We start from the raw sequence: 25606 nt of genomic DNA on the forward strand, positions 1-25606 counted from the left end.
GGCTCAGTCGGTAGAGCGCACCCTTGGTAAGGGTGAGGTCCCCAGTTCGATTCTGGGTATCAGCACCAGCATAAAAGACCCCGCTTCGGCGGGGCTTTTGCTTTTGTGCTTTTGAAAAGGGAGCCGCTTAGTGCGGCTCAATCAACTCACTGCGTTGCAGTGCCTCGTACTCGGTGATGACGTTCAGTCCAGCAAGATAGCGACGCAGCATCTCGCTGGCGGCAAAAGCGATCACCTCCTGCCGTAAAACCAGGTTTTTTGTCCATGGCTTCAACGTCTGAGCCCATACGCGGCAGCCATCTTTGAGGAGTATGGGATACCCGGAATCGCTTTCGCGGCCGACTGCGACCATCAGATCGGTTTCCGCGGCAAAGTGATTGCGCAATGACTCTGCTGTGTCGGCTAATGGTTCCAAAGAGCCGGCGAGGTGTGGCAATGCAGTTCCAAGATGAGTCATCAGGCGCCCTCGTGTTGCATCTTCACATATCCTTAACGGACGTGCACCGAGTAGATGCCGAATCGTCGCGGCGTGCTCCAGTTCGTCGCGGGCAATCAGATAGGGTTCGATGACGGCAAGCAGTTGACGCTCTGCCTGTTCAAAATCGGTCGCTGCCGCATTTTGACTGATCAGCTTGAGCTCTATGATGGGCATTGACGAACGGTAACCGAGATCGATGTGTGCTGGCCAGGTTTGTGTATCCAGACGATCGCTTAATGTGGACTCCGAGACGCCAAAGGTGAAAAAACGACGGACCTCAGTCTGGGCGACGTTCAGATAGTGTTTGATATCCGGGATGATGTGCTCATCCACCATCAATTTGAATTCACTAGGAACGCCGGGTGTGAAGTAGCAACGAGCACGACCAATCTGCATGTGAAAACCACAGGCAGTTCCGACCGGATTATCAATCATACTTGCGCCGTCTGGTAGCATCGCCTGCTTGCGATTGCTCTCTGGCATGCTGCGGCCACGAGATGCGTACCGTTGCAGCAGCAACGCTAGCCAATCCTGATGGAGTTGCAGGTCAACGCCGGCAGCCCGAGCGGCGGCTTCCGTGGTTTTATCATCCGACGTCGGCCCCAAACCACCATTAACCAGCAGCACATCAGCCACCTGACTGCGCTCTTGCAATATCGCAACCAGATCGTCCATGCGATCGCCTACCGTGTGCCGGCGTCGCACCTGGCAGCCCTGTTCAAGTAGGCGCTGAGATAACCAGGCTGAATTGGTATCGACGGTAAAACCGGTGAGGACTTCATCACCGGTAGCAATGATTTCAATGATCATGGTGCTACTCCCTGTAAGGCAACGAACATACGCTGCCTGCTAACAGAGGGTCAAGCATCGGGTATCAGGCCTTGCCACTGAGATTGCTGTGCTCGAAGTAGAAGCTGATGCGTGTTCTCGGATTCAGGTACTCAAACACCGGGGGGGGTAATCGTGTCGGAGCCAGTACCTTGCCGATGGAAAGGCCGACATCCTCCAGATCTATGATGGCGGCCTCCTGCCTTGGGATGGAGGGATCATAGAGCATCACGCTGGGATAGAGCAGTCGCTTCGAGTTGACCGACATCACCAGCCCGATCTGGCCATTGGATAGTTGCACAACACTGCCCGGTGGGTAGATGCCAAGCTGTTTGACGAGCAGGCCAATGTAATCCTTGTTCAATTGCTTGGTGCGATTCTTGAACATGAATGAAAGGACGGCATGGGGCACCCTGGCCTTACTTTGATCCTGCGGATGGCAGAGCTCATCGTATTCATCGACGACACTGACCAGTTGCGTCAACTTGTCGAGTTGGGCCTCTTTGAGACCATCCGGGTAGCCTGAGCCATCAAGCCGCTCCTGGTGGCGCAATACCACACCTTTGACTTCAGTGGGGCACTCCTTGGTCAGCTCAAGCAATTCCAGTCCATAGCGGGGATGTTGCTTGAGCAGATTCAGCTCAGGTTTGGTCAGGGGCTCGGTCTTGCGCAGTATCTGCGTCGGGACCCGCAGCATTCCGATGTCATGCATCAGCGCGGAGAAACCGATTAACTTCATCTCTTCTTCGCTGAAACTGGCCTCTTTGGCCAGCAGCATCGACAGAATGGAGACATTCAATGAGTGGTAATAGATGCTTTCGCCTTCCGCGCTCTCCGACATCAGGTGCAGCACCATTTCGTCGGTGCTAAGCAACTGCGAGACGATACCATCAACCAGCTCTTGAGCTTCTTTCATCGCCGTGAGTGGGCGGGTCTGCAGCTTGCTCATCAGGTTGCGCAGTTGGCTCAGCGAGCGTTCAAATGCTTTTTCACTCCGTTGCAGGCCGCGTCGGTACTGTTTCAGTTGTTCGATACGCCGTTCTTTTTCGGCGTTCAGCTCGCTTTCTAGCGACTGCAGCGACTCTTCCGCTACCGATGGGGCATTTTCGACTTCCTGAACTGGTTTCGGACCGGTTTCAGACTTATCTGGAAAAATGATCACTTGTTTCAGCCCTAGCCGGCGAATGAGATCAATTTCGTCCTGGGTTTTAATCAGAAAGCTGGAAAACAGGAAGGGGTGATCCTTCCAACTGAGCGGGAGCTTGACGTAATTGCCTACCTGGAGGCGATCAACAGAAATCTTTATACCTGTCATGCGGTTAGAATAGCCTTTGTTTCGGCGCCTATGCTAGAGAAACGACCGCAGGAAAGAAAGCCTGAACTGATGAAGAATGAAAAGCGCAGTGCGGGGTGACATGATGGATGGCTTGGTGTAGATTTCTGGATGTCCAGACGTTTCTACTGATGCAGTACAGGAAGTGAGCCATGCCCATCAAGATCCCAGACAGATTACCGGCCGCCGGGGTGCTCAGCGAAGAAAATATCTTCGTGATGACTGAGTCCCGGGCAACCCATCAGGATATCCGCCCGCTGCGCGTATTGCTGTTGAACCTGATGCCGAAGAAGATCGAGACCGAGATCCAGCTGATGCGTATGTTGTCGAACTCTCCGCTGCAGGTGGATGTCGATCTGCTGCGTATCGACGACCGCGAGTCAAAAAACACGCCCAAGGCTCACCTCGATACCTTTTATCACGATTTTGCCCAGGTTCGAGACAACCGTTATGACGGCCTGATCATTACCGGGGCGCCGCTGGGTCTGGTGCCGTTTTCCGAGGTGGTGTACTGGGACACTTTGGTCGAGATCATCGAGTGGTCGCGTACCAAGGTAACCTCGACACTGTTTTTGTGTTGGGCGGCGCAGGCGGCGCTGAAGGTGTTGTATGGGCTGGAGAAACAGACCCGTGATGTCAAACTCTCAGGCGTCTATGACCATCGCCGTTTGATTGAACACGATCAGCTGGTGCGCGGGTTTGATGACCACTTCCTGGCACCGCATTCGCGTTATGCCAGTTTCGAAGGTGACTTCATTCGCGAGTTCACTGACCTGCGCGTATTCGCCGAGTCTGATGAGGCCGGCGTCTATCTGGCGGTGAGCCCGGACTGCCGCCAGGTCTATGTCACCGGCCACCCCGAGTATGATGCCGATACATTGCACAATGAGTTTGTGCGCGATAGCCACGCCGGTCTGAATCCGCAAATTCCAAAGAACTATTATCGCAACGATGACCCAACCCAGACGCCGCATTCGACCTGGCGCAGCCATGGTCATCTGCTGTTTGCCAACTGGCTGAACTACTACGTCTATCAGAACACGCCCTATGATTTAACGGCGTTAGGCTAGTCGCCAGACCAGCCGCAGTGCTGCAGGTCGATAGGGGTGGCCAACCCTGCAGTAATGCCTTCCGCCTGGAGTAGTGTGTGTTGGCGCAGAGCATCATCGCCTGTCAGTGAAATCAGACCATGCCGATTGATGACTCTGTGCCAGGGCAGCAGGCTGCCTTCGGGTAAACGGCAGAGGACACCCCCAACCTGGCGGGCGGCCCGTGGAGAGCCGGCCAGCCTGGCGACAGTGCCGTAGGTGGCAACACGTCCGGGGGGAATGGCCGCCACCACCTGAAACACTCGCTGACGGAACGAGCCGTCAGACGTATTATCACTAGACATAAATTCCCTCGGCAAAATGGGCCGCTGGCAGGGTGACACGCTCTGCAGACCAGGTCCAGCCGGGTGCAGTCATAAAGCGCCGCTCTTCAGCTGAGGAGTGGTGGTATTGAGAGGACATGCTGTTGGTTACGAACGCACAAGGAAGGGCGCACGAGCTCATTGACGCGCTGCGGCAGCGAATTCTGCTGATTGACGGTGGCATGGGAACCATGATCCAGAGCTACCAGCTCAAAGAAGCGGACTACCGCGGTGAGCGCTTTGCCGACTGGCGCAGCGATCTGAAAGGCAACAATGACCTGCTGGTGCTGACCAGGCCGCAGGTGATCCGCGAGATCCACCAGGCTTACCTGGCGGCCGGTGCCGATATTCTGGAAACAAACAGCTTTAACGCCACCCGCATCGCCATGGCCGATTACCACATGGAAGATCTCAGTGCCGAGATCAACCGTGAGGCAGCGCGGCTGGCACGCGAGGTGGCCGATGAGTGGACGGCCAAAGATCCGGCCAAGCCGCGCTTTGTCGCCGGTATTCTCGGCCCTACCAACCGCACCTGCTCCATCTCGCCGGATGTCAACGATCCGGGTGCGCGCAACGTCACCTATGACGAGCTGGTCGCCGCCTATATGGAATCCACAGCGGCGCTGATCGAAGGTGGCGCTGACATCATCATGATCGAGACCATCTTCGATACCCTGAACGCCAAGGCGGCGGTGTTTGCGGTGGAGAGCGTGTTCGACCAGCTGGGTCAGCGGTTGCCGGTGATGATCTCCGGTACCATCACCGATGCCTCAGGCCGTACCCTCTCCGGCCAGACTACCGAAGCCTTCTACAACTCGCTGCGCCATGCCCAGCCGCTCTCCTTTGGCCTGAACTGTGCCCTCGGCCCCAAGGAGCTGCGCCAGTATGTGGAGGAGCTGGCTCGCATCAGCGAGAGCTATGTCTCGGTGCACCCCAACGCCGGCCTGCCCAACGCCTTCGGTGGCTACGATCTGGAAGCCGACGAGATGGCGGTGCATATCCGCGAGTGGGCGCAATCCGGTTTCCTTAATCTGGTCGGTGGCTGCTGCGGCACCACGCCGGCCCATATCGCCGCCATGGCCAGGGCGGTGGCCGGTTGCCAGCCGCGCGCATTGCCCGAACTGCCGGTGGCCTGTCGTCTGGCGGGGCTGGAGCCGCTGACCATCAGCGCCGATTCGATGTTCATCAACGTCGGCGAGCGCACCAACGTCACCGGTTCGGCCAAGTTCAAGCGACTGATCAAGGAAGAGAATTACGACGAGGCGCTGGATATCGCCCGTCAGCAGGTGGAGAACGGCGCCCAGATCATCGACATCAACATGGATGAGGGGATGCTGGATGCCGAAGCCTGCATGGTGCGCTTCCTCAATCTCATCGCCTCCGAGCCGGATATCTGCAAGGTGCCCATCATGGTCGACTCCTCGAAGTGGGAGGTGATGGAAGCCGGGCTCAAGTGCATTCAGGGCAAGCCCATAGTCAACTCCATCTCGATGAAGGAGGGGGTGGAGAAGTTCATCGCCCAGGCCAGGCTGATTCGTCGTTACGGCGCCGCGGTTATCGTCATGGCCTTTGACGAGCAGGGGCAGGCCGATACCCGGGCGCGCAAGTTCGAGATCTGCCAGCGCGCCTACCGCATTCTGGTGGACGAGGTGGGGTTCCCGCCGGAAGACATCATCTTCGATCCGAACATCTTCGCGGTGGCGACCGGTATCGACGAGCACAACAACTACGCCATGGACTTTATCGAGGCGGTGAAAGACATCAAGGATCACCTGCCCCACGCCATGATCTCCGGCGGTGTCTCCAACGTCTCCTTCTCGTTCCGTGGTAACGAGCCGGTGCGCGAGGCGATCCACTCGGTATTCCTCTACTACGCCATCAAGAACGGCATGGACATGGGCATCGTCAACGCCGGCCAGCTGGCGATCTACGAGGACATTCCCGCCGAGCTCAAAGCCGCCGTCGAGGATGTAGTGCGCAATACCCATCCGGGTGCCACCGAAGCGCTGCTGGCGATTGCCGAGAAGTACCGTGGCGGCCCGGCTCAGCAAGCGGCCGATCCGCGCGAGCTGGAGTGGCGCAGCTGGCCGGTGGCCAAGCGGCTGGAGCATGCGCTGGTCAAGGGCATCACCGACTTTATCGACGAGGATACCGAAGAGGCGCGTGCCGCCTCGGCGCGCCCCATCGAGGTGATCGAAGGGCCGCTGATGGCGGGGATGAACGTGGTCGGCGATCTGTTTGGCGCCGGCAAGATGTTCCTGCCCCAGGTGGTAAAGTCGGCACGGGTGATGAAGCGTGCCGTGGCCTACCTGCAGCCCTATATCGAGCAGGAGAAATCCGGCGGCCAGAGCAACGGCAAGATCGTCATGGCCACCGTGAAGGGCGACGTGCACGATATCGGCAAGAATATCGTCGGCGTGGTGCTGCAGTGCAATAACTTCGAGATCGTCGATCTTGGCGTCATGGTGCCGTGCGAAAAGATCCTGCAGACCGCCCGCGAGGTGAATGCCGACATGATCGGCCTCTCCGGTCTCATCACGCCATCGCTGGATGAGATGGTGCATGTGGCCAAGGAGATGCAGCGTCAGGGCTTTACCATACCGCTGCTGATTGGTGGCGCTACCACCTCCAAGGCGCACACCGCGGTGAAGATCGAGCAGAACTACGCCGAGCCTGTGGTCTATGTCTCCAACGCCAGCCGCGCTGTGGGCGTGGCGCAAAGCCTGCTCTCGACCGAGCTTAAACCCGACTATGTGGCGCGTCTGGCCAAGGAGTACGAGACGGTGCGCGAGCAGCATGCCCGCAAGCATCCACGCACGGCTGCCGTGTCGCTGGAAGCGGCCCGCGCCAACGCCTGGTCTTGCGACTGGAGCGCCTATCAGCCGCCGAAACCGGCCCAGCCCGGCATCCATGTGCTGCGCAAGGTGGATATTGCCACCCTGCGTAATTACATCGACTGGACCCCGTTCTTCCTGAGCTGGGAGCTGGCCGGCAAGTATCCGCGCATCCTCGAAGACGAGGTGGTGGGCGAGGAGGCCAAGCGGTTGTTTGCCGATGCCCAGGCCATGCTGGATCGTCTCGAAGGCAGCGGCGAGGTGGAGGTGACCGGCATGCTGGGCCTCTTCCCGGCCAATCGGGTTGGTGACGACATCGAGGTCTATACCGACGAGTCGCGCAGTGAAATCAAACAGGTGCTGCGCGGTCTGCGCCAGCAGACCGACAAGGTCAGCCAGGCGCGCGATGGCAATGTGTTCCCCAACTATTGTCTGTCTGATTTTGTGGCGCCCAAAGAGAGCGGCGTCGCCGACTGGGTCGGCGCCTTTGCGGTCAGCGGTGGCTTTGGCGAGGCCGAGATTGCCGATGCCTACAAGGCGGCGGGGGATGATTACAACGCCATCTTGCTGCAGGCGGTGTGTGATCGTCTGGCCGAAGCCTTTGCCGAATACCTGCATGAGCGGGTGCGCAAGGAGTACTGGGGTTATGCCGCGGATGAAGATCTCTCCAACGAGGAGCTGATCCGCGAGAACTACCGTGGCATCCGTCCGGCACCGGGCTATCCGGCCTGCCCCGAGCACACCGAGAAGGGCACCCTGTGGCAGTTGCTGGCGGTGGAGCAGACCATCGGCATGCAGCTGACCGAATCCTATGCCATGTGGCCGGCAGCGGCGGTCTCCGGCTGGTACTTCAGCCACCCGGAGGCCAAGTACTTCGCGGTAGCCGGTATCCAGCCAGATCAGGTCAAGGATTACGCCGCGCGCAAGGGGATGACACTGGAAGAGGCCGAGCGCTGGCTGGGCCCGAATCTGGGGTATCAGCCGGAATAAGCGCTTAGCGCACGGTCGCGGATTATTAAGTTTGATTTAATAATCCGCGCAATTTGACCGTGCCTTTTTGCGGTAATCCGCCGCGCTATGTCGGTGACGCCCGCTTCCGCCGACGGCAGCCGGCGGCATTTTTGTCGCCTGCGCCGCAAACTGGTGGCTGTCACCTCGGCAGCGCCAGCGCGGCGCGGCATAATCGCCGCCTTTGTGATGTATGCCGTGGAGTCTCCCCATGTTTCCTTCTCTCTGTCGCCGGATGTTGCCGTTGTGGCTGGCCACTGCGGCACTTTCTCCTCTTCACGCCACCGAGCAAGCCAAACCGGCACCGGACGCCGAATACCAGGCTCTGGTGCAGCAGTTTTTTACCTTGTCGCAACGGCAGTCACCGCTGGCCTACCAGCAGATGCTGGCCGAGAAACTGCTGTCCGGGCAGGGGGATGGCGAGTATCAGAAGCTGGTTGCGTTGCTCCAACCCCATGTGCCCAAGGATGCGGTAGCCACCTTGATGTACGCCGCGGTACAGAGCCAGCAGGCACACAAGGGGTTATTACAGGCGGCTGCCAGTGGCGATCTGACGCCGGAACAGCAGGCGCGGTGGCAGCTGATGGACCAGGATCCGCGCGCAGTCGAGGCGGTGAAGCTGGTCAGCGGCTTGTGTCAGCAGCAAAACCTGCAGGCCTGCCTGGCGTGGTTTATGGAGGTCAAGGCTTCGGCCACCCCGGTGATCGCCAATGGCAGCCGCGAGGAACAACAGGCGGCGTTGCAGAGCCTGATTGAACCGGAGAATCAGGTGCGTCAGGTGGCGATCATGAACTTTGCGCAGCAGGCATCGCCGAGCCTGGGGCGTTTCATCGCCAGCCTGTATGAACGCGGCCTGGTGCCACTGGACCCCCAGGCGGCGGTACAGCTTGGGTATCAGCGTGATGCCGCCAAGGCAGAGCAGTGGCGGGCGCAGGCCGCCGCACTGCAGCAAACCGCGCAGTGAAACAGGTGGTCAGCAGGGTTGCTGCATTCCGGCACTGGCGTCGATAATAGACCCCCGGCCCATCGGTCGGGGGTTTTTCTTGATGGAGACAGGAACTGATGGTCACGATGCAGGATGTAGCCGAACACGCCGGCGTGTCCAAGTCCACGGTGTCACGGGTGCTCAGCGGCAAGGTGGTACTGAGCCAGGCTACCCGGGACAGGGTCAATGCCGCGATTGCCGAACTCGGATTCAGGCCCAATCGTCTGGCACAGGCGTTGGCCAACCAGACCTCGAATACCGTTGGACTGGTGGTTTCCAATTTCGAGGGGCCCTATTTCGGCCGCTTGCTGAAGACCATGGCGGAACAGGCCGAGCTGGCGGGCAAGCAGCTGATGGTCACCGACGGTCACGACGATCCGCAGCGTGAACAGGAAGCGGTGCGCCTGCTGGTGGAACGGTGTTGCGATGCCATCATCCTCTACAGCCGTTATATGCCGGAGGAGGATCTGTCGGCCCTGGTCAGCACATTGCCGGTGCCGCTGGTGGTGATGAACCGCCCGGTGCCGGGACAGCCGGAGCGTTGTGTCGTATTTGATCAGGCGGCGGCGGTGACGGCAGCCGTCGAGCATCTGCTGGCGCTGGGGCACCGCAGCCATGCCTGTATCAGTGGCCCGCTGCAGACGCTGACGGCCCGTAGCCGGCTGCAAGCCTGGCGCAGTGCCTTGCAACAGGCGGGCATCACGCCGCCTGCGGACGCGGTGGCCGAAGGGGATAACCTGGTGGCAGGAGGGTATCGCGCCTGCCGTCAGTTGCTGGCACGGGGAGTGGATTTCAGCGCGCTGTTTGTCAGCAATGACGACATGGCGATCGGGGCCATGCGCGCGCTGCATGAGGCCGGCCTGAGCGTGCCGCAGCAGGTGTCGCTGTTCGGTTTCGATGATGAACCGGCGGCCGCGTTTCTGTCTCCGGCACTGAGCACGGTGCAGATCCCGATTGAGCAGATGAGCGTCAGTGCCATGCGTCAGGCCCTGGCGCTGGCCGCGGGGGCGCCGGTTTGCGCGTTGCTGCCGTTTACCGGCATCCTGCAGTTGCGCGAGTCGGCGAGCCCATGTCGAGGATAGCGACGTCCGCGCCGCTCCCCGGGTTACCGGTGCCGGCTCGGTTCGCGGCCCAGGCCGTGGCACTGGGATTGCGGCTCTCTCTGGCGACCCGGGATGAGCTCGAACCGCTGTTACAACTGGAACGCTACTGTTTTTCCCCCTGGCTGGCATTCGGACGCAAGGTGTGGCGCGGCCACTTGCGTCGCGGCCGCCGCCGCATCTGGCTGTTATGGCAGCAGGAGCAGGTGGTCGCCTATCTGGCGTTATTACCCCATAACGGCTGGCATCAGGTGTCAGTGACCGCACTGGCGGTACACTGGCACTGGCGGCGACGAGGTCTGGCGACCCTGTTGCTGACGCTGGCGGAGGAGGAGGCGCGCTGCCGCGGACTGCGGCGCCTGAGGCTAGAAGTGGATTGCGACAATGAGGCTGCGCTGGCACTCTATCGGCGATTGGGCTTCACCACGGTGTGCAGCCTGCAGGATTATTATGGGATTGGCCGTCCGGCACTGCGCCTTGAGCGCTATCTGTGAGCCGGGGTGAGCCCGCAGCGAAGAAGAGACAGATATGAATTGGCAAGCAAAAGTGCGTTATCTGGGGTGGGGGTGTCTGGCTCTGGGCTGGGCGTTGAGCGCCGAGGCCACGTCGCTGGATAAGCAGCTGACCACTATGCAACAGGCCGCACAGAGCAGTCTTGACACCTACGTCTATACGGTGGATGGGCTGGATGTCACGGCGTGGATGGATGCGGTGCCTGTGGTCATCAAGGTGCCGATCTACGATGACAAGCGGCAATGGCAGGGTGACAGCTATTACTACTTCAAGCAGGGCAATCTGTTTGCGGTGCGCATGCCGTATGGCACCTATCAGTTCGATAGCAAAGGCAAGATGACGGTGTGGCTGGATGAGACAGGCCAGAGTAGCGAGCTGCCGGGCTCGGCGGCTTGGAGTCAGCGTCAGCAGTGGTTGCTGAAACGGGCGACGCAACTGGCGACCGCCTTTGCCCCCAGTGCCTATGCCCGGCGGCTGCACCAGCCAAACTCTGATGTGCACCTGCAAGGTGATGAGCGCACCGCCTACCTCTGTCTCGGTCAGTTGTATTCCTTAAGCGGTGCCGAGAAGCTGATCCACGAGGAGAAGGCGCTGCAGATTAACGATAACCAGCTCTCGGGGCCCTTGCAGGCGCGTTTCGCCGCAGGGTGGCGCCCGTTGCGGGTCGAGTGTCGGGTCAATGGCGCCGATCAGGTCAGCCAGTTGCTGTTCCATTACACGGGTCCCGTTGAACCCTTCAATAAATAGGCCATGGCCATGATTTCTCAGACCAGCCCCATGGCTGGTCTTTTTATTTGTGGCGAAGGTATCCGTTAACTATTTAACGAAAAATAAATTCCTTTGCTTTATTTTCGAACGAATCCCTGTTTTGGCGAAATATTAATCTCTTGCTCTTTGCTGAGTGAAAAAATAGCGATATCTGCACTGATTGAATTCAAATTTGAGTGAGGAGTCAAAACATGAAACAGCTTATAAAAATTCACTAACTTCATCTGTTAATTCAGTTTTTTGCGTTGCTCGATCATTTTTTGATCATTGTTGGTCGCTATTGTTAATTGCGGTATGCCCACCTTAACACGCAGAAAATAAAAATTAACATAGTGAGGAATCGATGAATTTTATCAAGGATATGAAAGTCAGAAATAAGCTGTTTCTGGCTGCCGGCGTATTGTTGGCCTTGATGTTACTCAATGGTGGCGTCGCCATCATGCAATTACGTCATGCCGAAGCCCTGACGGCCGAAATTCGGCAGACTGTGATTCCCGGCATTCGTCTGGCCGGCCAGATGGAGTCGCAATTACAGCGCAAACGCATTCTGGTGATGCGTCTGGTGGTGGCTGACGACGAGGCCGAGATCGCCAGGCAGGAGCAGGCGGTACAGCAACTGAACCATCAGATGCAACAACTTTGGCGCCAGTATCAACCGCTGGTGAACAGCCAGAGTGAACGTGATCAGTTCCAGCAGTTCCAGGATGCCTTCAATGAATACGATGTCGCCATGGGCATCAAGCTGATGCCGGCCATTCGCTCTGGCGACAGGCCGCAGGTCAAGGCGGTGCTGGCACAGCTCACCCCGGTCGCGGAGCGTCAGTCCCGGTCCCTGGATGCGCTGATTACGGCGAGCGATGATGCGGCGGCAGAGGCCACCCACCAACTCAGTGAGCAGAATACCCGAGCGATGGAGGTGATTGGTCTGTTGCTGGCGCTGGCCGTGGTCATCGGCGGCGGATGCAGCCTCTGGTTGGCCCGTTTCATTTCTCAGCCGCTGTTGCATCTGGTCACCCAGGCGCAGCGTGTTGCCGCAGGCGATCTGGCGATTCAGCTGCAGGCACACAGTCGGGACGAAGTAGGGCAGATGACGGAGGCCTTCAGCCGTATGGTGACCCAGCTGCGCGCAACCTTGCAGCAGGTCTCCGATAACGCCCTGTTGCTGGCCACGGCGTCCAGTCAGCTGCAGGGGTCGTCTGACCATATCGCCACGGCCTCGGAGCAGGTGGTCGCCCAGTCGATCACGGTGGCCACGGCTGGCGAGGAGCTGGTGGCGACCACGGCTGACATTGCCGGTAGTTGTCATACCGCCGCTGATAGCTCGCGCCAGGCCAGCAATACCACTCAGGCGGGGATGGATGTGGTGCGGGCCACCGTCGCGGCCATCCGCCAGCGTAGCGAACAGACCGCCAGCGATGCCGAGGCGGTGAATGCGCTTGGCAAGCGCAGTGAACAGATCGGCAGCATAGTGGCGACCATCCAGGAGATCGCCTCCCAGACCAACCTGCTGGCACTGAATGCGGCCATCGAGGCGGCGCGTGCCGGTGAACAGGGACGCGGTTTTGCCGTGGTGGCCGACGAAGTGCGGGCACTGGCGGCGCGGACCACTCACTCGACCCAGGAGATCAGCGACATGATCCGTGCCATCCAGCTGGAAGCGCGTGCCGCGACCGAATCCATGGCCGGCAGTGTCGAGGAGATGCAACAGGTGGCCAGCGAGGCCGGGCGACTGGAGAGCACGCTGGAGACCATTCTGTCCCAGGTGCATGATGTGAATCTGCAGATCACGCAAATTGCGACCGCGGCGGAGGAGCAATCAGCCACCACCGGCGAGATTGCCAGCAACATGAGCCAGATCACCGGCGTGGTGCAGGACGTGTCGCAGGCGGCGGAAGAGTCGGCGTCGGCGGCCAACCAGTTGGCACGCATGGCCGATGAGATGAAACAGCGGGTATCAAGTTTCCGCCTTTAATCCGCGTCATGAAAAATGGGGGGCTGGAGGCCCCCCGTTTTGTATGCCGGTTTACACTGGGCGTACCGGGGTATAGAGCTCCAGCTCCCAGACCCCCGTGTCCCGCCCGTCGTTGAGGTAGCGTTCGAAGCAGGGTCCGTCTGCCGGTTGATAGCCACTGTGGGGCAGCCAGTCGCCAAACAACGCATTCCACGGCGCAGCGAAGTCACCGTTCTCGACTCGGCAGCGATAGCAGGCATAGTTGCCGGCCGGAATCGTCTGCAGCTGGATGTCGTCGCTGACCTCAGTGCCGGCGGCTACCGAGACCGCAACGTCGGCACGCAACTGCGCCTCCGGGGTGGTTTCCGGATTGTCCCAATACAGCGCCAGCCAGTCTCCGTCAGCGTGGCCATGGGTGCTGGCCCACTGTTCGAGGCGGGCAAAACCCGCCGGCATGGTGTCGCAATAAGGACCGCTGACCCGCAGATAGGCGATTAGCTGACTCGGACGTGCAATAACATTGACGTGCATGGTGGGACTCCTGTCATCGGCAAAATAGGGTGGTCCTGCCAGGCATCGACGGGGTGCGCTGGCAGGTAGCGTCATCAGGTCAGACTGGCGCAGCAACTGCTCGACCCGAGTGAAATCACCACAGGCGCGGATGCGGCTCGGAGAGTGACCGTAAAACAGCCGGAACGATTTGGCAAAGTTCTGCGGGGTGGAGAAGCCCAGTTCACAGGCGATCTCGCCGATAGGGCGCTCCGGCTCCAGGATCAACTGCTGCACCGCCCGCTCCAGGCGTAACCGGCGCTGGTGGCCGGCAACCGTCTCACCGGTCAATGTGACAAACAGGCGATGGAAATGGTACGGCGAGAAGCAGGCTTCAGCCGCGACCTCGTGCAGTGTCACTTCACGATGCAGGTGCCGGGCCATATAGGCCAGCGCGCGGCCAAGCCGACGTTGATACTCCAGCGCATGACGCATATTGCCTCCTAGTTCCGACAGTCAGCATAACGCAGTATCTGTATAAAAATACAGTTCTCTATGGGGCTGAACGGCAACTTCGCAAGGCAGGAAACAGACGTGGAATGGACTGGTTCAGCGACGGGGCAACAAGCGGCGGCATGGATTCCGGCGCGTGAAATTGCGTGGCTCGGGCGGCACTGAATATGAAACGTTCTGAAATTCAGAAGGTTGATTTGACGCGTTCAGCGGGCGGGGAAATAAGGTCGCGGTGTGTCGGTGGCGGGGGGAAATAGCCCTGTCATCGCTGACAGGGCGGAATATCATTTCTTGCGATTCTGCTTGGCGGTCTGGCGCAACAGGGCTTCGGCGACGTCCGCCGGATCTTCGACCACGCCGATCTCTTCCGGCAGCGGGAAGACTGCGACGGCGAGGCCGTCCTCGGTCATGCCCTTGACCCAGTTATCCAGCCAGCGTTTGACGCTAATGGCCTCGGGTTGGCAGCCGGCCCACTCCTGCTCGGCCCACAACTGGGCCAGTTCGGCAGACGGCCATACCGGGATGCACTCGTCCTCATCGGCGGTCAGCAACATGCAGCCTTCGGCATCGCGCAGGATCCACAGCTCTCCGGCCGCCACCACGGCTTGAATGAAGTGGTCGTAACGCTGGTCAGCATCCAGTGCCAGCAGGGCTTGTTGTTCTGCACTCAGGTTAGCGTGGGACATGTTATTGCTCCTCGGCATCAAGCTTGGCTTGCAGGGCATCGGCCAGTTCGCTGGCATCCTCGACGATACCGGCGGCATCCGGCAGCGGAAACACGGCGACGGCGACATTGTCCTTTTCCAGACCGCTGGCCCAGTGTTCCAGCCAGACAGGCAACGTGATGGATTGCGGCGCGTAGTCGGCCAGCTCATCCTTGGCCCAGTCAGCGGCATAGCTGGCATGTGGCCACAGCGGCAGGCAGACCTCATCTTCACTCTCCAGCAACAGCAGACCCTTGTCGCCCTTCAGTACCCAGATCAGCCCATGACGCGCCACCTTGCTGATGAAGTGGTCGTGGCGATAATCGGCGTCCAGTTGCAGCGCGGCATTGCGCTCGGTTTCGGTCAGTTCGTAGCTCATAAGGCCTCGTACAGGTTAACAGGGTTGCCGGCGGCAACGACGTGCAAGCATGATCCCATCTTCGGCGCCGCTTGTGCAAGCGCTCGGCACTGTGCCTAATCTGTGACGCGTTCGCTGACCACAGGACGCGCCGGATCGGCTCCCCATTCACTCCAGGAGCCGTCGTAAACCGTCAACTGATCATAACCGGCCAGCTCGGCGGCAAGGGCCAGAATACAGGCGGTGACTCCCGAGCCACAGCTGAATATTGGCGCCGTCTGATTGCCGAGCAGCGCGCTAAACTGCTGTTGCAGATCAGCCAGCGGCTTCATGTGGCCGGCCTGCTGCAGTGTCGCGAAGGGCAGATTCAACGCACCGGGCATGTGGCCGCAGCGCAGCCCTGCCCGCGGTTCCGGGACCAGGCCGGCAAAGCGTTCGGCGCTGCGGGCATCGACCACGGGGCGTCGCCCGCTGACCAGCGCGGAGTGCACCGTATCGGCATCGCAGAACAGCCCGGGCTGAAGCCGCGCGACAAAATTCCCCTGCGGACCTTGATAGTCCGCCACGGCTGCAAGTGGATGTCCGGCGGCCTGCCACGCTGGCAGGCCACCATCCAGTACCGCCACTTGGGCGTGGCCCATGGCCCGGAACATCCACCAGGCGCGCGGCGCCGAAAACAGCCCGATGCGGTCATAGACCACGATCAGGCTCTGCTGCTGGATGCCGAGCGCCTGCACCTCGCGGTTGAACAGTTCAGGTGTCGGCAGCATATGGGGCAGCGTGGTATCCGGAGCCTTGATGCGGCCATCGAAGTCGAAGCGGCGCGCGCCAGGGATCTGCAGTGCTGCCTCAGCAGGAGCCGTCGTACCCGGAGGCGGCATATGAGCGTCCAGGATGACCAGCTGGGGATGATCGAGATGGGCGGCCAGCCAGTCGACACTGACCAGTGGCGTCGGGAGACCTGTCTGTGGTGTGTGTGTCATCGTCAGTTGTCCTGTCAGTTGTCGTGGGGTGCCAGAGGTCACGCGCTGAGCATACTGCGGCGGGCACAGCGGAACAATCATCCCGGGTGTCAGGGCGGCTCCGTGAGTGTCGGATGCGCCGTGGTCTCCGGGGGTGAGACTCAATTTGCGCGTGACGCGTGAGTAGCCGCCGGAAACGGCTGATGTCATCCAGGCCGGTTGCTGTCGCAATCGGCTTGATCTGCCCGGTGCTGTGCTCCAGCAGGCGCCGCGCCGCCTGCCTGCGCCTCCGTTGCAGGTATTGCCGTGGCTCGCGCCCGGCGCCGCCGGATCAGGGGCGTTCGCTGTTGGCCCGCTCGCCTGCTGTGATGCATGGCGGCTTGGCCGTCGAGGGTTACCGCTTGCCGGAGCACCAAGTTGGGCGTGCAGGCTGCAACCGGATGATCTGAGCCGGAAAAAAACAGGCCGGCATGATGCCGGCCTGGTGAGCCCTGTGCGGGGGTCAGTCGCGATCGCGTTCGAGCAAGGGTTGCAGGAAGCGGGCGGTGTGCGACGCCGCGCACTGCACCATCTGCTCCGGCGTGCCGGTTACCAGGATCTGACCGCCGCCTGAGCCCCCCTCCGGGCCGAGATCGACGATCCAGTCCGCGGTCTTGATGACATCAAGGTTGTGCTCGATGATCACCACGGTATTGCCGTTGTCGCGCAACTGGTGCAGTACCCCGAGCAGCTGCTGGATGTCATGGAAGTGCAAGCCGGTCGTCGGCTCGTCGAGGATGTAGAGCGTCTGGCCGGTGTCACGCCGCGACAGTTCCCGAGACAGCTTGACGCGCTGTGCCTCGCCGCCGGAGAGCGTGGTCGCCGACTGGCCGAGGGTGATGTAGGAGAGGCCGACGTCGATCAGCGTCTGCAGCTTGCGCGCCAGCGCCGGCACCGCATCGAAGAAGGCGCGGGCATCCTCTACGGTCATCGCCAGCACCTCGTGGATGCTCTTGCCCTTGTATTTGATCTCCAGTGTCTCGCGGTTGTAGCGCTTGCCTTTGCAGACATCGCACGGCACATAGACATCGGGCAGGAAGTGCATCTCGACCTTGATGACGCCATCCCCCTGGCAGGCCTCGCAGCGGCCGCCTTTGACGTTGAACGAGAAACGGCCCGGCTGATAGCCACGGGAGCGAGCCTCCTGGGTGCCCGCAAACAGTTCGCGGATCGGCGTAAACAGGCCGGTATAGGTCGCCGGGTTTGAACGCGGTGTACGGCCGATCGGGCTTTGATCGATGTCCACCACCTTGTCAAAGTGCTCCAGCCCCTCGATGTCGAGGTAGGGCGCCGGTGTCTCGACGGTGGCGCCATTGAGCTCGCGGTGGGCAATGCGGAACAGGGTGTCGTTGATCAGCGTTGACTTGCCGGAGCCGGAGACGCCGGTCACGCAGGTCATGACGCCGACTGGCAGATCCAGATTCACCTTGCGCAGGTTGTTGCCGCTGGCACCCTTGAGCTTGACCCACTTGCCGGTCAGCGGCGTACGCTGTGCCGGTACGGCGATCTTCTTGCGCCCGGAGAGGTAGTCGCCGGTCAGCGAGGCCTCGTTGGCCATGATCTCGGCCGGCGTGCCCTGGGCGACGATGCTGCCACCGTGGACGCCGGCGCCGGGGCCGATGTCCAGCACATGGTCGGCCAGACGGATGGCATCTTCGTCGTGTTCGACGACGATGACGGTATTACCGAGGTTGCGCAGGTGGAACAGTGTCTTCAGCAGCCGCTCGTTATCCCGCTGGTGCAGGCCGATGCTTGGCTCATCCAGGACATACATGACGCCGACCAGGCCGGCACCGATCTGGCTGGCCAGCCGGATGCGTTGGGCTTCACCGCCGGAGAGGGTCTCGGCAGAGCGTGACAAGGACAGGTAGTTGAGGCCGACATTGACCAGGAAGCCGAGGCGTTCGTTGATCTCCTTGAGGATCTTCTCGGCAATCTGCGCCTTTTGCCCGCTGAGCTCCAGTTGCTGGAAGAACGCCAGCGCCTCGCCGATCGCCATCTCGGTGATGGTCGGCAGGTTGACGCCGGCGACGAAGACATGGCGTGCCGCCTCTTTCAACCGGCTGCCGTGGCAGCTTGGGCACGGCTGGTTGGCGATGTGCTTGGCCAACTCTTCACGCACGCTATTGGATTCGGTCTCCTTGTAGCGGCGCTCCATGTTCGGGATCACCCCTTCGAACGGATGGCGGCGCACCACGACGTCGCCCCGGTCGTTCATGTAGCGGAATTCGACATCGGTACTGCCGGTCCCATACAGCACTGCCTTCTGTTGGGCGGCGCTCAAGGTCTCGAACGGTGCCTCGATGTCGAAAGCATAGTGGTCGGCGACCGATTTGAGCATCTGGAAGTAGTAGAAGCTGCGTTTGTCCCAGCCACGGATTGCCCCGCCGGACAGCGACAGTTCGCCATTGGCCACCACCTTGTGCGGGTCGAAGTACTGTTGCACGCCGAGGCCATCACAGGTCGGGCAGGCACCGGCCGGATTGTTGAACGAGAAGATGCGCGGTTCCAGTTCACTGATCGCATAACCGCACTCCGGACAGGCGAAATTTGCCGAGAAGACCAGCGGCTCGGCGGCGTCGTTATCCATCTCCAGCACCGAAACCAGGCCTCCGGAGAGCGTCAGCGCGGTCTCGAACGATTCGGCCAGGCGCAGTTGCAGGTCGGCGCGCACCTTGAAACGGTCGACGACCACTTCAATGGTGTGCTTCTTGTGCAGTTCCAGCGTGGGCGGATCGGAGAGGTCACACACCTCTCCATCGACTCGAGCGCGCAGGTAACCCTGGGCGGCCAGATTCTCCAGCAGTTGCTTGTGTTCGCCTTTGCGATTGCGCACCACCGGTGCCAGCATCATCATCTTCAACCCTTCGGGCTGCGCCAGCACCTGATCCACCATCTGGCTGATGGTTTGAGCTGCCAGCGGGATGTCGTGCTGCGGGCAGCGGGGTTCACCGACCCGCGCAAACAGCAGGCGCAGGTAGTCGTAAATTTCAGTGATGGTGCCGACGGTCGAACGCGGATTGTGCGAGGTCGACTTCTGTTCGATCGAGATGGCCGGCGAGAGGCCTTCGATATGGTCGACATCCGGTTTCTCCATCAACGACAGAAACTGGCGCGCATAGGCGGAGAGCGATTCGACGTAGCGACGCTGACCCTCGGCATAGAGGGTATCGAATGCCAGCGATGACTTGCCGGAACCGGAGAGGCCGGTGACAACGATCAGCTTGTCGCGTGGCAGTGTCAGGCTGATGTTTTTCAGATTGTGGGTACGGGCACCCCTAACTTCGATCTTGTCCATGGCTGACCTGATAAGAAAAGCAGCAGGGTTGTCAGTATGGCATAGCCGATACTGGATGAATAGACAGTTATTGGCGTAAGATAACGATCGGAGCCGGATGGCGCGAGTTGCCAACTCTGCGCGTTTGTTCACGGCAGCAAGGATGCGAAATGGGGGCTGGGCTGGTAATATGCCTGCCTTATGAATTGGGAATGCCAGGTGCAGCCTGGCCAGCACATTAGCGGAGTGACACTATGGCCAGTCGCGGCGTCAACAAAGTGATTCTTATCGGCAACCTCGGGCAAGACCCGGAAGTGCGCTACATGCCTAACGGCAATGCGGTAGCCAACATTACGCTGGCCACCTCGGAGTCGTGGAAGGATCAGCAGGGGCAGATGCAGGAACGGACCGAATGGCACCGCTGTGTGTTGTACCGTCGTCTGGCGGAGATCGCTGGCGAATACCTGAAGAAGGGCGCCAAGGTCTATCTCGAAGGCCGTCTGCAAACCCGTGAATGGCAGGATCAGCAAGGCCAGAAGCGCTATACCACCGAGATCGTCGTCAACGAGATGCAGATGCTCGATGGTCGTAACGCCGGTGGCGGTGCTGGCATGGGTGGTGGTCAATCACAAGGCGGTGGTCAGGGTAACTGGGGGCGTCCGCAAGGGGCTCCGGCAGCTCAAGGTGGTCAAGGTGGCTACGGTCAGGCGGCGGCAGCGCCTGCTGCTCAGGGAGGCCAGCCAGGTGGTTACAATCAGCCGGCCCCGCAAAATAACTTCAACCAGGCGCCGGCGCAGCCGATGTACAACGAGCCGCCGATGGATTTTGATGACGATATTCCGTTCTGATATGGCTGGCGCCTGCGCGCTGGCTCTGCTGAACCTCAACGCCCTGCCTCGCAGGGCGTTGTTATTTGTGCCGCCGGGTTGCTGTCGGCGCGGCATGTTATGGCAGCCGGCTGCCTGGTTTAATCCTGCTTTATGGGGTCACTATTGCTGTCGTTGCGCACGGCTCAGCCGTTGTGTTCAGACGCGGCGCAGGCTTTCCTTTTCGGCTGTTTTCAGAGAAAGTCAGGTAGGACTCGGCCTGTCATCTGGCGAGCGGGTGTCATTCAAGGGAGCTGGGGAGTATGAACGAGCATCTGTTGCCGGTCAGTCTGGACAAGGCTTATCGGTTATTGAATCACGGGCCGACTGTGTTGGTATCGGCACGACATGCCGGCGTCAGCAATGTGATGGCGGCAGCATGGGCCTGCGCCCTCGACTTCTCACCACCCAAGGTGAGTGTGGTACTGGATAAGTCTTGCATCACCCGCACGCTGATCGAAAAGAGTGGCGCGTTTGTACTGCAGATCCCCACCGTCAACCAGCTTCGGTTGACCCATGCGGTCGGCAACCGCTCCTTGGCGGATGATGAACAAAAGTTGGCACACTGCGGCGTGACGCTGTTTGACGCAGCGGAGGGATTAGGTCCTCTGGTTGAGGGGTGTTCTGCCTGGCTGTATTGCCGGTTGATTCCGGAGCCGCATAACCAGCAAACCTATGATCTGTTTATCGGCGAAGTGACCTCCGCCTGGGCCGATGCGCGGGCGTTCCGTGATGGTCACTGGCAATTTGAACATGCCGATCCGCGGTGGCGTTCATTGCACTATGTGGCGGGTGGGCATTTTTACGCGATAGGTGCGGCATTGGACGTCGAGACGTCAGACTGACCCCGGCGGCCCACGACGGCGGATGATGACGGACTGGATTGCGGCTTTGTGATCTTTGGCTGGCCATCTCATGCCGCAAGGCGCCTCGATTGACTAGAGTTAATAGGTGATTTTTTCGAGATAACCGATAGATAGCAAACATGCCGACGGAGACGTGACCGCATGCTGAGGACACCGAGAGGTCGTTTCATTGCCTTTGCTGTGCTGGCTTATATTGTGCTGGCCCTCGGCTGGATATATCTGTCAGATCGCTTGTTGCTGTTGTTTGTCGATGAACAGGCCATCATCTGGTTATCGACGGCCAAGGGCATCTTCTTCGTTGCCGTAACGGCGGTGTTATTGTTGTTGGCGTTGCGAGCCGTGCCGGAGAGCCACAATGGCGGCACGCCACTGGTCGGCTCCTTGATGCTGGGGCGGCCGCAGATGGCGATGCCAGCCTGGCTGCGTTACGGCTCGGCCATCCTGCTCTCGTTATCGATGTTGTTGTTCCGACAGGCACTGCATGTCGAGAGTGCCGAACACCCGCTGATGATCCTGTTCATACTTCCCGTCATCCTCAGTGCCCTGCTGGGTGGGTTGGGGCCGGGATTGCTGTCGACCGCCATCGTGGCCATCGGTGTGAACCTGATATCGTCACCTTCCATTCTCAGTGGCCAACTTCCCCCCTTTGTGCAATTGCAGTGGGCATTCCTGGTGATCAATGGTCTGGCTGTCAGCCTGTTGACATCCATGCTGCACCATTCACTCCAGGCGTTTCGTCGCCAGGGACAGTTGCTGGATGCGGTCGTCTCCGGCACCACAGATGCGGTGTTCATCAAGGATATTCAGGGGCGCTATCTGCTGGTCAACGAGGCGGCAGCGCGGTTTGTCGGGCGATCAGAGTCCGAGATTCTGGGGCAGGATGACCGGCAGTTGTTCAGTTCCGTCTCGGGTGAACAGCTGATGGTCGTAGACCAACGCATCATGGATTCCGGAACGGTGCAGAACCATGTTGAAGAGTTGACGACCGTTGACGGTCGCACTCTCACTTTCATGGTGACCAAGGGGCCGGTGCTGGATAGTCGGGGGAAGGTCAGTGGCCTGTTTGGCATCTCCCGGGATATTACCCAGGCGTCATTGCAGCAGCGAGCGCTGGAGCAAAGCCGGCGTGAACTGCTGGAGGCTCAGCGTCTGGCTCAGGTTGGCAGCTGGGAGTGGGACCTGCGCAGCGATAGCCATTTCTGGTCCGAACAGGTGTTTATGATCTACGGGCGAGCCCCTGATTTGGGGCCGGCGCGCTACCCGGAGGTCAGTCGCTACTTCACGGCAGAGAGCTGGTCCAGGCTCGCGGCGGCCGTCGAGCACTGCCTGCATAACGGCGAAAGCTATGAGTGCGAGGCCGAGCTGGTGCGAGAAAATGGGAGCCAGGGCTGGGTGTTGGCCCGAGGCGAGCCCCGTCGCGATGACGGGGGTGAGGTGATTGCCCTGCATGGCACAGTGCAGGACATCACGTCGGACCGTCAGCTGCGACAGCAACTGCAAGCCAGTCAGGCGCGCATGCAGCGCATCATGGAGGCAACCAGCGATGGCTTCTGGGAGTGGGATCTGACCTCGGGCAAGGTCTATCGCTCCCCCCGCTATTATGACGTCACCGGTTACCCAGCAGAGCTGGATAACGGCGATTACAGTTTCTTTCAACGGATGATTCATCCGGCGGACCGGGAGCGGGTCAAGGCGCTGATCGATGCCCATCTACAGGGTGAAACGGCCACCATGGCCTACGAGTGTTGCATTTTCACCCATGATAATCAGATCCGCTGGTTGCAAGTCAAAGGTCGGGTACAGGAGCGAGATGACCGTGGTCAACCATTGCGGATGGCCGGTTCGGTTGCGGATATCACCGAGCGCAAGCGTGCTGACGATGATCTGCGCATCGTGTTGAATGTCTCCTGCGATGCGATCTGGGTCAGTGATGAGCAGGGCAAACTGCTGTTTGCCAATCCTGCGGCGTGCCACCTGACCGGGTACACGGTGCAGCAGATCACGCAGTTAACAGTTGAGGCCTTGCTGGCGCCGCAGGAGCGAGCCCTGCTGCCGGCGCATCTTAGGGAACTGGAGCAGGCGCTGTTCCTGCGTCGGGAATGGCTCTTACAGCACCAAGATGGGCACTTGGTTCCGGTCGAATTGACGACCGGCCGCATGCCGGATGGCCGCTATATGGCGTTTGGCCGCGACCTGAGCGCGCAGCGTCAGGCTGCAGAGATACTCCGTGAGCGTGAGCGGCAACTGGCGCGGGTAATCGATGGTTCCGATCAGGGGTATTGGGACTGGAACCTGCAAACCAATCAGTTCCAGGTTAGTGAGCGCTGGGAGCGCATGTTGGGGTATGAGCCGGGGGAGATGGATGTCCGGGTAGAGAACTGGCCTGCCGTGGTGCATCCGGAGGATCTGCCGGCGGCCATCCGTTCCATTGAACGACACAAGCGGGGAGAGCATCCGGTTCACGAAGTCGAAATCCGTTGCCGTTGCAAGAATGGCGATTGGCGCTGGATCCTGTCACGCGGGCGCATTGTGGCATGGGATGAACAGGGACAGCCGCTGATGATGTCCGGAACCCACACCGATATTACCGAGCGCAAGATTCTGGAGCAGGCCCAGCAAGAGGCGGCCGTGGTCTTCGACAGCAGCTATGAAGGCATCATGGTGGTGAGTCCGGATCGTCGTATTGCCAAGGTCAACGCGGCATTTGAGCGGATCACCGGTTACAGTGCCGATGAGGTGCTCGGAAAGTCGCCCTCTCTCCTCTCTTCCGGGCGGCACGACGTGGCCTTTTACAAACAGATGTGGTCCTCGCTGGCAGCCCAGGATTTTTGGCGCGGCGAGATATGGAACCGACGCAAGAATGGTGAGGAGTACGTCGAGTTACTGTCCATCTCCATAGTGCGTGATGGCAGCGGCGGTATCTTGCACTATGTCGGTATCTTCTCCGACATCAGTCAGCTCAAGGCCCATGAAGCCGAGCTGGATCGGGTTGCACACTATGATGCGCTGACGGGCGTTCCGAATCGACGCCTGCTGTCAGAGCGTCTGGAACAAACACTGGCGGAAACGGATCGGCACGGCCGCAGTTGCGCGGTTTGTATGCTGGATCTGGATGGCTTCAAGACCATCAACGATCGCTATGGCCATGCAGTCGGGGATCAGATGCTGGTGATGGTCACCGAGCAATTGAAGTCGGTATTGCGTTCGCGAGATACGTTAGCCCGTCTGGGTGGCGACGAGTTTGTGCTGTTGCTGGCCGATTTGAATGCGCTGGCGGATGGTATCCATGTTATTGAACGCGTGCTTAAGGTGATCCAGCAACCGCTGGAGCATCAAGGGCAGCAGCTCAAGGTCACGGCCAGTATCGGTGTCAGTTTCTATCCGCAGGATAATGCCGATCCGGATACGTTGTTGCGACATGCCGATCAAGCCATGTATCTGGCCAAGGAGGCAGGCAAGAACCGCTACCAGTTATTTGACCCGGACCATGATCGACAGGCGCAGGATTACCGACGGCAGTTGGAGCAGATGCTGTATGCGCTCGAAGACGAACAATTTGTGCTGTTTTATCAGCCCAAAGTCGATATGCGCGACGGTCGGCTGATCGGTGTTGAAGCCCTGATTCGCTGGCAACATCCGCAGCGTGGCTTGTTACCGCCGATCGAATTTCTGCCCTACCTGCATGCCAGCGTACTTGAGGTGCGATTCGGCGACTGGGTGATTGCGACGGCGTTGCAGCAGGCTGCGCATTGGCTGGAGCAGGGGGAGACGATCCCGATCAGTGTCAACATCAGTGCCCGGCATCTGTTGACTGGCTCTTTCTTTGAATTGTTGACACAGGAGATGCAGCGCTATCCTCAGCTGTCGCCGTGCGCGCTGGAGCTGGAGGTGCTCGAGAGTGCGGCCATCGCGGATCTGGAGCAGGCGGCGCGAGTGATGCAGCAATGTCGCGCGCAGGGTTTTCGCTTCGCGCTGGATGACTTCGGAACGGGTTACTCTTCGCTGACCTACCTGCGTAAGCTGCCGGTGGATACGCTGAAAATTGATCAGAGCTTTGTGCGGGACATGCTGACGGATCCGGACGATCTTGGCATTGTCGATGGCGTGATCCGGCTGGCTTCGGTTTTCCAGCATCAGGTGATTGCAGAAGGCGTGGAGACCTGGGAGCACGGTGTGCGTTTGCGCCAGCTGGGGTGTCATCTGGCGCAAGGTTATGGCATTGCGCGACCTATGCCGGCCGACGAGTTGTTGCTCTGGCTGGAGCAGTGGCGTCGTTTGCGGCCCTGGGAGGTGAACCTATTGGACAACTATGAAGTGTGAGCC

18 protein-coding genes are annotated in these 25606 nt (G+C 60.0%); 10 read left to right on the forward strand and 8 right to left on the reverse strand.

The window, feature by feature from the left end; genetic code table 11:
• Positions 1 to 127 precede the first annotated feature (127 nt).
• Positions 128 to 1288, reverse strand: coding sequence for a CinA family nicotinamide mononucleotide deamidase-related protein (locus tag ACFOSS_RS03460; RefSeq protein WP_377150652.1), 1161 nt, complete (start codon positions 1286 to 1288; stop codon positions 128 to 130).
• 64 nt (positions 1289 to 1352) lie between these two features.
• Positions 1353 to 2621, reverse strand: a complete 1269-nt coding sequence (locus ACFOSS_RS03465) for an HD-GYP domain-containing protein (protein ID WP_377150653.1) — start codon at positions 2619 to 2621, stop codon at positions 1353 to 1355.
• Positions 2622 to 2791: 170 nt separating this feature from the next.
• Here ACFOSS_RS03465 and metA point away from each other — a divergent pair, with 170 nt between their 5' ends.
• Positions 2792 to 3709 (forward strand): homoserine O-acetyltransferase MetA, encoded by a 918-nt coding sequence (gene metA / locus ACFOSS_RS03470; RefSeq protein ID WP_377150654.1) that lies wholly within the window; start codon positions 2792 to 2794, stop codon positions 3707 to 3709.
• Here metA and ACFOSS_RS03475 read toward each other — a convergent pair.
• Positions 3706 to 4032 carry an MGMT family protein gene (locus ACFOSS_RS03475; RefSeq protein ID WP_377150655.1) on the reverse strand — a complete coding sequence of 109 codons (327 nt, stop codon included), beginning with the start codon at positions 4030 to 4032 and terminating at the stop codon, positions 3706 to 3708. The two genes, metA and ACFOSS_RS03475, sit on opposite strands and share 4 nt — an antisense overlap.
• A 116-nt stretch (positions 4033 to 4148) precedes the next feature.
• On the opposite strand from ACFOSS_RS03475, the gene metH reads away from it, so the two are divergent.
• The 6 genes from metH (at position 4149) to ACFOSS_RS03505 (ending at position 13230) form a co-directional block, all read left to right on the forward strand.
• Positions 4149 to 7874 (forward strand): methionine synthase, encoded by a 3726-nt coding sequence (gene metH, locus ACFOSS_RS03480; RefSeq protein ID WP_377150656.1) that lies wholly within the window; start codon positions 4149 to 4151, stop codon positions 7872 to 7874.
• Positions 7875 to 8103: 229 nt separating this feature from the next.
• Complete coding sequence (locus ACFOSS_RS03485) at positions 8104 to 8856, forward strand: hypothetical protein (RefSeq protein ID WP_377150657.1); 753 nt, start codon at positions 8104 to 8106, stop codon at positions 8854 to 8856.
• A 98-nt stretch (positions 8857 to 8954) separates the two neighbouring features.
• A complete protein-coding gene (locus ACFOSS_RS03490) occupies positions 8955 to 9959 on the forward strand; it encodes a LacI family DNA-binding transcriptional regulator (RefSeq protein WP_377150658.1) in 1005 nt (334 codons plus the stop codon).
• A complete protein-coding gene (locus ACFOSS_RS03495; RefSeq protein ID WP_377150659.1) occupies positions 9947 to 10471 on the forward strand; it encodes a GNAT family N-acetyltransferase in 525 nt (174 codons plus the stop codon). The genes ACFOSS_RS03490 and ACFOSS_RS03495 overlap by 13 nt, the downstream gene beginning before the upstream one ends.
• 34 nt (positions 10472 to 10505) lie before the next feature.
• Positions 10506 to 11237, forward strand: a complete 732-nt coding sequence (locus tag ACFOSS_RS03500) for a hypothetical protein (RefSeq protein WP_377150660.1) — start codon at positions 10506 to 10508, stop codon at positions 11235 to 11237.
• A gap of 364 nt (positions 11238 to 11601) precedes the next feature.
• Positions 11602 to 13230 (forward strand): methyl-accepting chemotaxis protein, encoded by a 1629-nt coding sequence (locus ACFOSS_RS03505; RefSeq protein ID WP_377150661.1) that lies wholly within the window; start codon positions 11602 to 11604, stop codon positions 13228 to 13230.
• 51 nt (positions 13231 to 13281) lie between these two features.
• Here the strand turns inward: ACFOSS_RS03505 and ACFOSS_RS03510 are convergent, their stop codons facing one another.
• The 5 genes from ACFOSS_RS03510 to uvrA form a co-directional block, all read right to left on the reverse strand.
• Positions 13282 to 14193, reverse strand: coding sequence for an AraC family transcriptional regulator (locus tag ACFOSS_RS03510; RefSeq protein WP_377150662.1), 912 nt, complete (start codon positions 14191 to 14193; stop codon positions 13282 to 13284).
• A 302-nt stretch (positions 14194 to 14495) separates the two neighbouring features.
• On the reverse strand, positions 14496 to 14897 hold the full coding sequence (locus tag ACFOSS_RS03515) for a DUF2750 domain-containing protein (protein ID WP_377150663.1): 402 nt from the start codon (positions 14895 to 14897) through the stop codon (positions 14496 to 14498).
• Between the two features lies 1 nt (position 14898).
• Positions 14899 to 15294 (reverse strand): DUF2750 domain-containing protein, encoded by a 396-nt coding sequence (locus ACFOSS_RS03520; RefSeq protein ID WP_377150664.1) that lies wholly within the window; start codon positions 15292 to 15294, stop codon positions 14899 to 14901.
• A gap of 95 nt (positions 15295 to 15389) precedes the next feature.
• Positions 15390 to 16256, reverse strand: coding sequence for a sulfurtransferase (locus ACFOSS_RS03525; RefSeq protein WP_377150665.1), 867 nt, complete (start codon positions 16254 to 16256; stop codon positions 15390 to 15392).
• 481 nt (positions 16257 to 16737) lie between these two features.
• On the reverse strand, positions 16738 to 19572 hold the full coding sequence (gene uvrA / locus ACFOSS_RS03530) for an excinuclease ABC subunit UvrA (RefSeq protein WP_377150666.1): 2835 nt from the start codon (positions 19570 to 19572) through the stop codon (positions 16738 to 16740).
• Positions 19573 to 19805: 233 nt separating this feature from the next.
• On the opposite strand from uvrA, the gene ssb reads away from it, so the two are divergent.
• The 3 genes from ssb (at position 19806) to ACFOSS_RS03545 (ending at position 25603) form a co-directional block, all read left to right on the forward strand.
• On the forward strand, positions 19806 to 20399 hold the full coding sequence (ssb, locus tag ACFOSS_RS03535) for a single-stranded DNA-binding protein (protein ID WP_377150667.1): 594 nt from the start codon (positions 19806 to 19808) through the stop codon (positions 20397 to 20399).
• Positions 20400 to 20680: 281 nt separating this feature from the next.
• Positions 20681 to 21262 (forward strand): flavin reductase family protein, encoded by a 582-nt coding sequence (locus ACFOSS_RS03540; RefSeq protein ID WP_377150668.1) that lies wholly within the window; start codon positions 20681 to 20683, stop codon positions 21260 to 21262.
• A gap of 162 nt (positions 21263 to 21424) precedes the next feature.
• Positions 21425 to 25603 (forward strand): PAS domain S-box protein, encoded by a 4179-nt coding sequence (locus tag ACFOSS_RS03545; protein WP_377150670.1) that lies wholly within the window; start codon positions 21425 to 21427, stop codon positions 25601 to 25603.
• Positions 25604 to 25606: the final 3 nt, after the last annotated feature.

Source organism: Pseudaeromonas sharmana (genome assembly GCF_042649925.1).
GTDB classification, from domain to species: Bacteria; Pseudomonadota; Gammaproteobacteria; order Enterobacterales; family Aeromonadaceae; genus Pseudaeromonas; species Pseudaeromonas sharmana.

What these genes read in the sequence shown, in the direction of transcription:
- ACFOSS_RS03460 (WP_377150652.1), bottom strand. Translation starts at nt 1,288, where the DNA reads ATGATCATTGAAATCATTGCTACCGGTGATGAAGTCCTCACCGGTTTT.
- ACFOSS_RS03465 (WP_377150653.1), bottom strand. Translation starts at nt 2,621, where the DNA reads ATGACAGGTATAAAGATTTCTGTTGATCGCCTCCAGGTAGGCAATTAC.
- metA (WP_377150654.1), top strand. Translation starts at nt 2,792, where the DNA reads ATGCCCATCAAGATCCCAGACAGATTACCGGCCGCCGGGGTGCTCAGC.
- ACFOSS_RS03475 (WP_377150655.1), bottom strand. Translation starts at nt 4,032, where the DNA reads ATGTCTAGTGATAATACGTCTGACGGCTCGTTCCGTCAGCGAGTGTTT.
- metH (WP_377150656.1), top strand. Translation starts at nt 4,149, where the DNA reads ATGCTGTTGGTTACGAACGCACAAGGAAGGGCGCACGAGCTCATTGAC.
- ACFOSS_RS03485 (WP_377150657.1), top strand. Translation starts at nt 8,104, where the DNA reads ATGTTTCCTTCTCTCTGTCGCCGGATGTTGCCGTTGTGGCTGGCCACT.
- ACFOSS_RS03490 (WP_377150658.1), top strand. Translation starts at nt 8,955, where the DNA reads ATGGTCACGATGCAGGATGTAGCCGAACACGCCGGCGTGTCCAAGTCC.
- ACFOSS_RS03495 (WP_377150659.1), top strand. Translation starts at nt 9,947, where the DNA reads ATGTCGAGGATAGCGACGTCCGCGCCGCTCCCCGGGTTACCGGTGCCG.
- ACFOSS_RS03500 (WP_377150660.1), top strand. Translation starts at nt 10,506, where the DNA reads ATGAATTGGCAAGCAAAAGTGCGTTATCTGGGGTGGGGGTGTCTGGCT.
- ACFOSS_RS03505 (WP_377150661.1), top strand. Translation starts at nt 11,602, where the DNA reads ATGAATTTTATCAAGGATATGAAAGTCAGAAATAAGCTGTTTCTGGCT.
- ACFOSS_RS03510 (WP_377150662.1), bottom strand. Translation starts at nt 14,193, where the DNA reads ATGCGTCATGCGCTGGAGTATCAACGTCGGCTTGGCCGCGCGCTGGCC.
- ACFOSS_RS03515 (WP_377150663.1), bottom strand. Translation starts at nt 14,897, where the DNA reads ATGTCCCACGCTAACCTGAGTGCAGAACAACAAGCCCTGCTGGCACTG.
- ACFOSS_RS03520 (WP_377150664.1), bottom strand. Translation starts at nt 15,294, where the DNA reads ATGAGCTACGAACTGACCGAAACCGAGCGCAATGCCGCGCTGCAACTG.
- ACFOSS_RS03525 (WP_377150665.1), bottom strand. Translation starts at nt 16,256, where the DNA reads ATGACACACACACCACAGACAGGTCTCCCGACGCCACTGGTCAGTGTC.
- uvrA (WP_377150666.1), bottom strand. Translation starts at nt 19,572, where the DNA reads ATGGACAAGATCGAAGTTAGGGGTGCCCGTACCCACAATCTGAAAAAC.
- ssb (WP_377150667.1), top strand. Translation starts at nt 19,806, where the DNA reads ATGGCCAGTCGCGGCGTCAACAAAGTGATTCTTATCGGCAACCTCGGG.
- ACFOSS_RS03540 (WP_377150668.1), top strand. Translation starts at nt 20,681, where the DNA reads ATGAACGAGCATCTGTTGCCGGTCAGTCTGGACAAGGCTTATCGGTTA.
- ACFOSS_RS03545 (WP_377150670.1), top strand. Translation starts at nt 21,425, where the DNA reads ATGCTGAGGACACCGAGAGGTCGTTTCATTGCCTTTGCTGTGCTGGCT.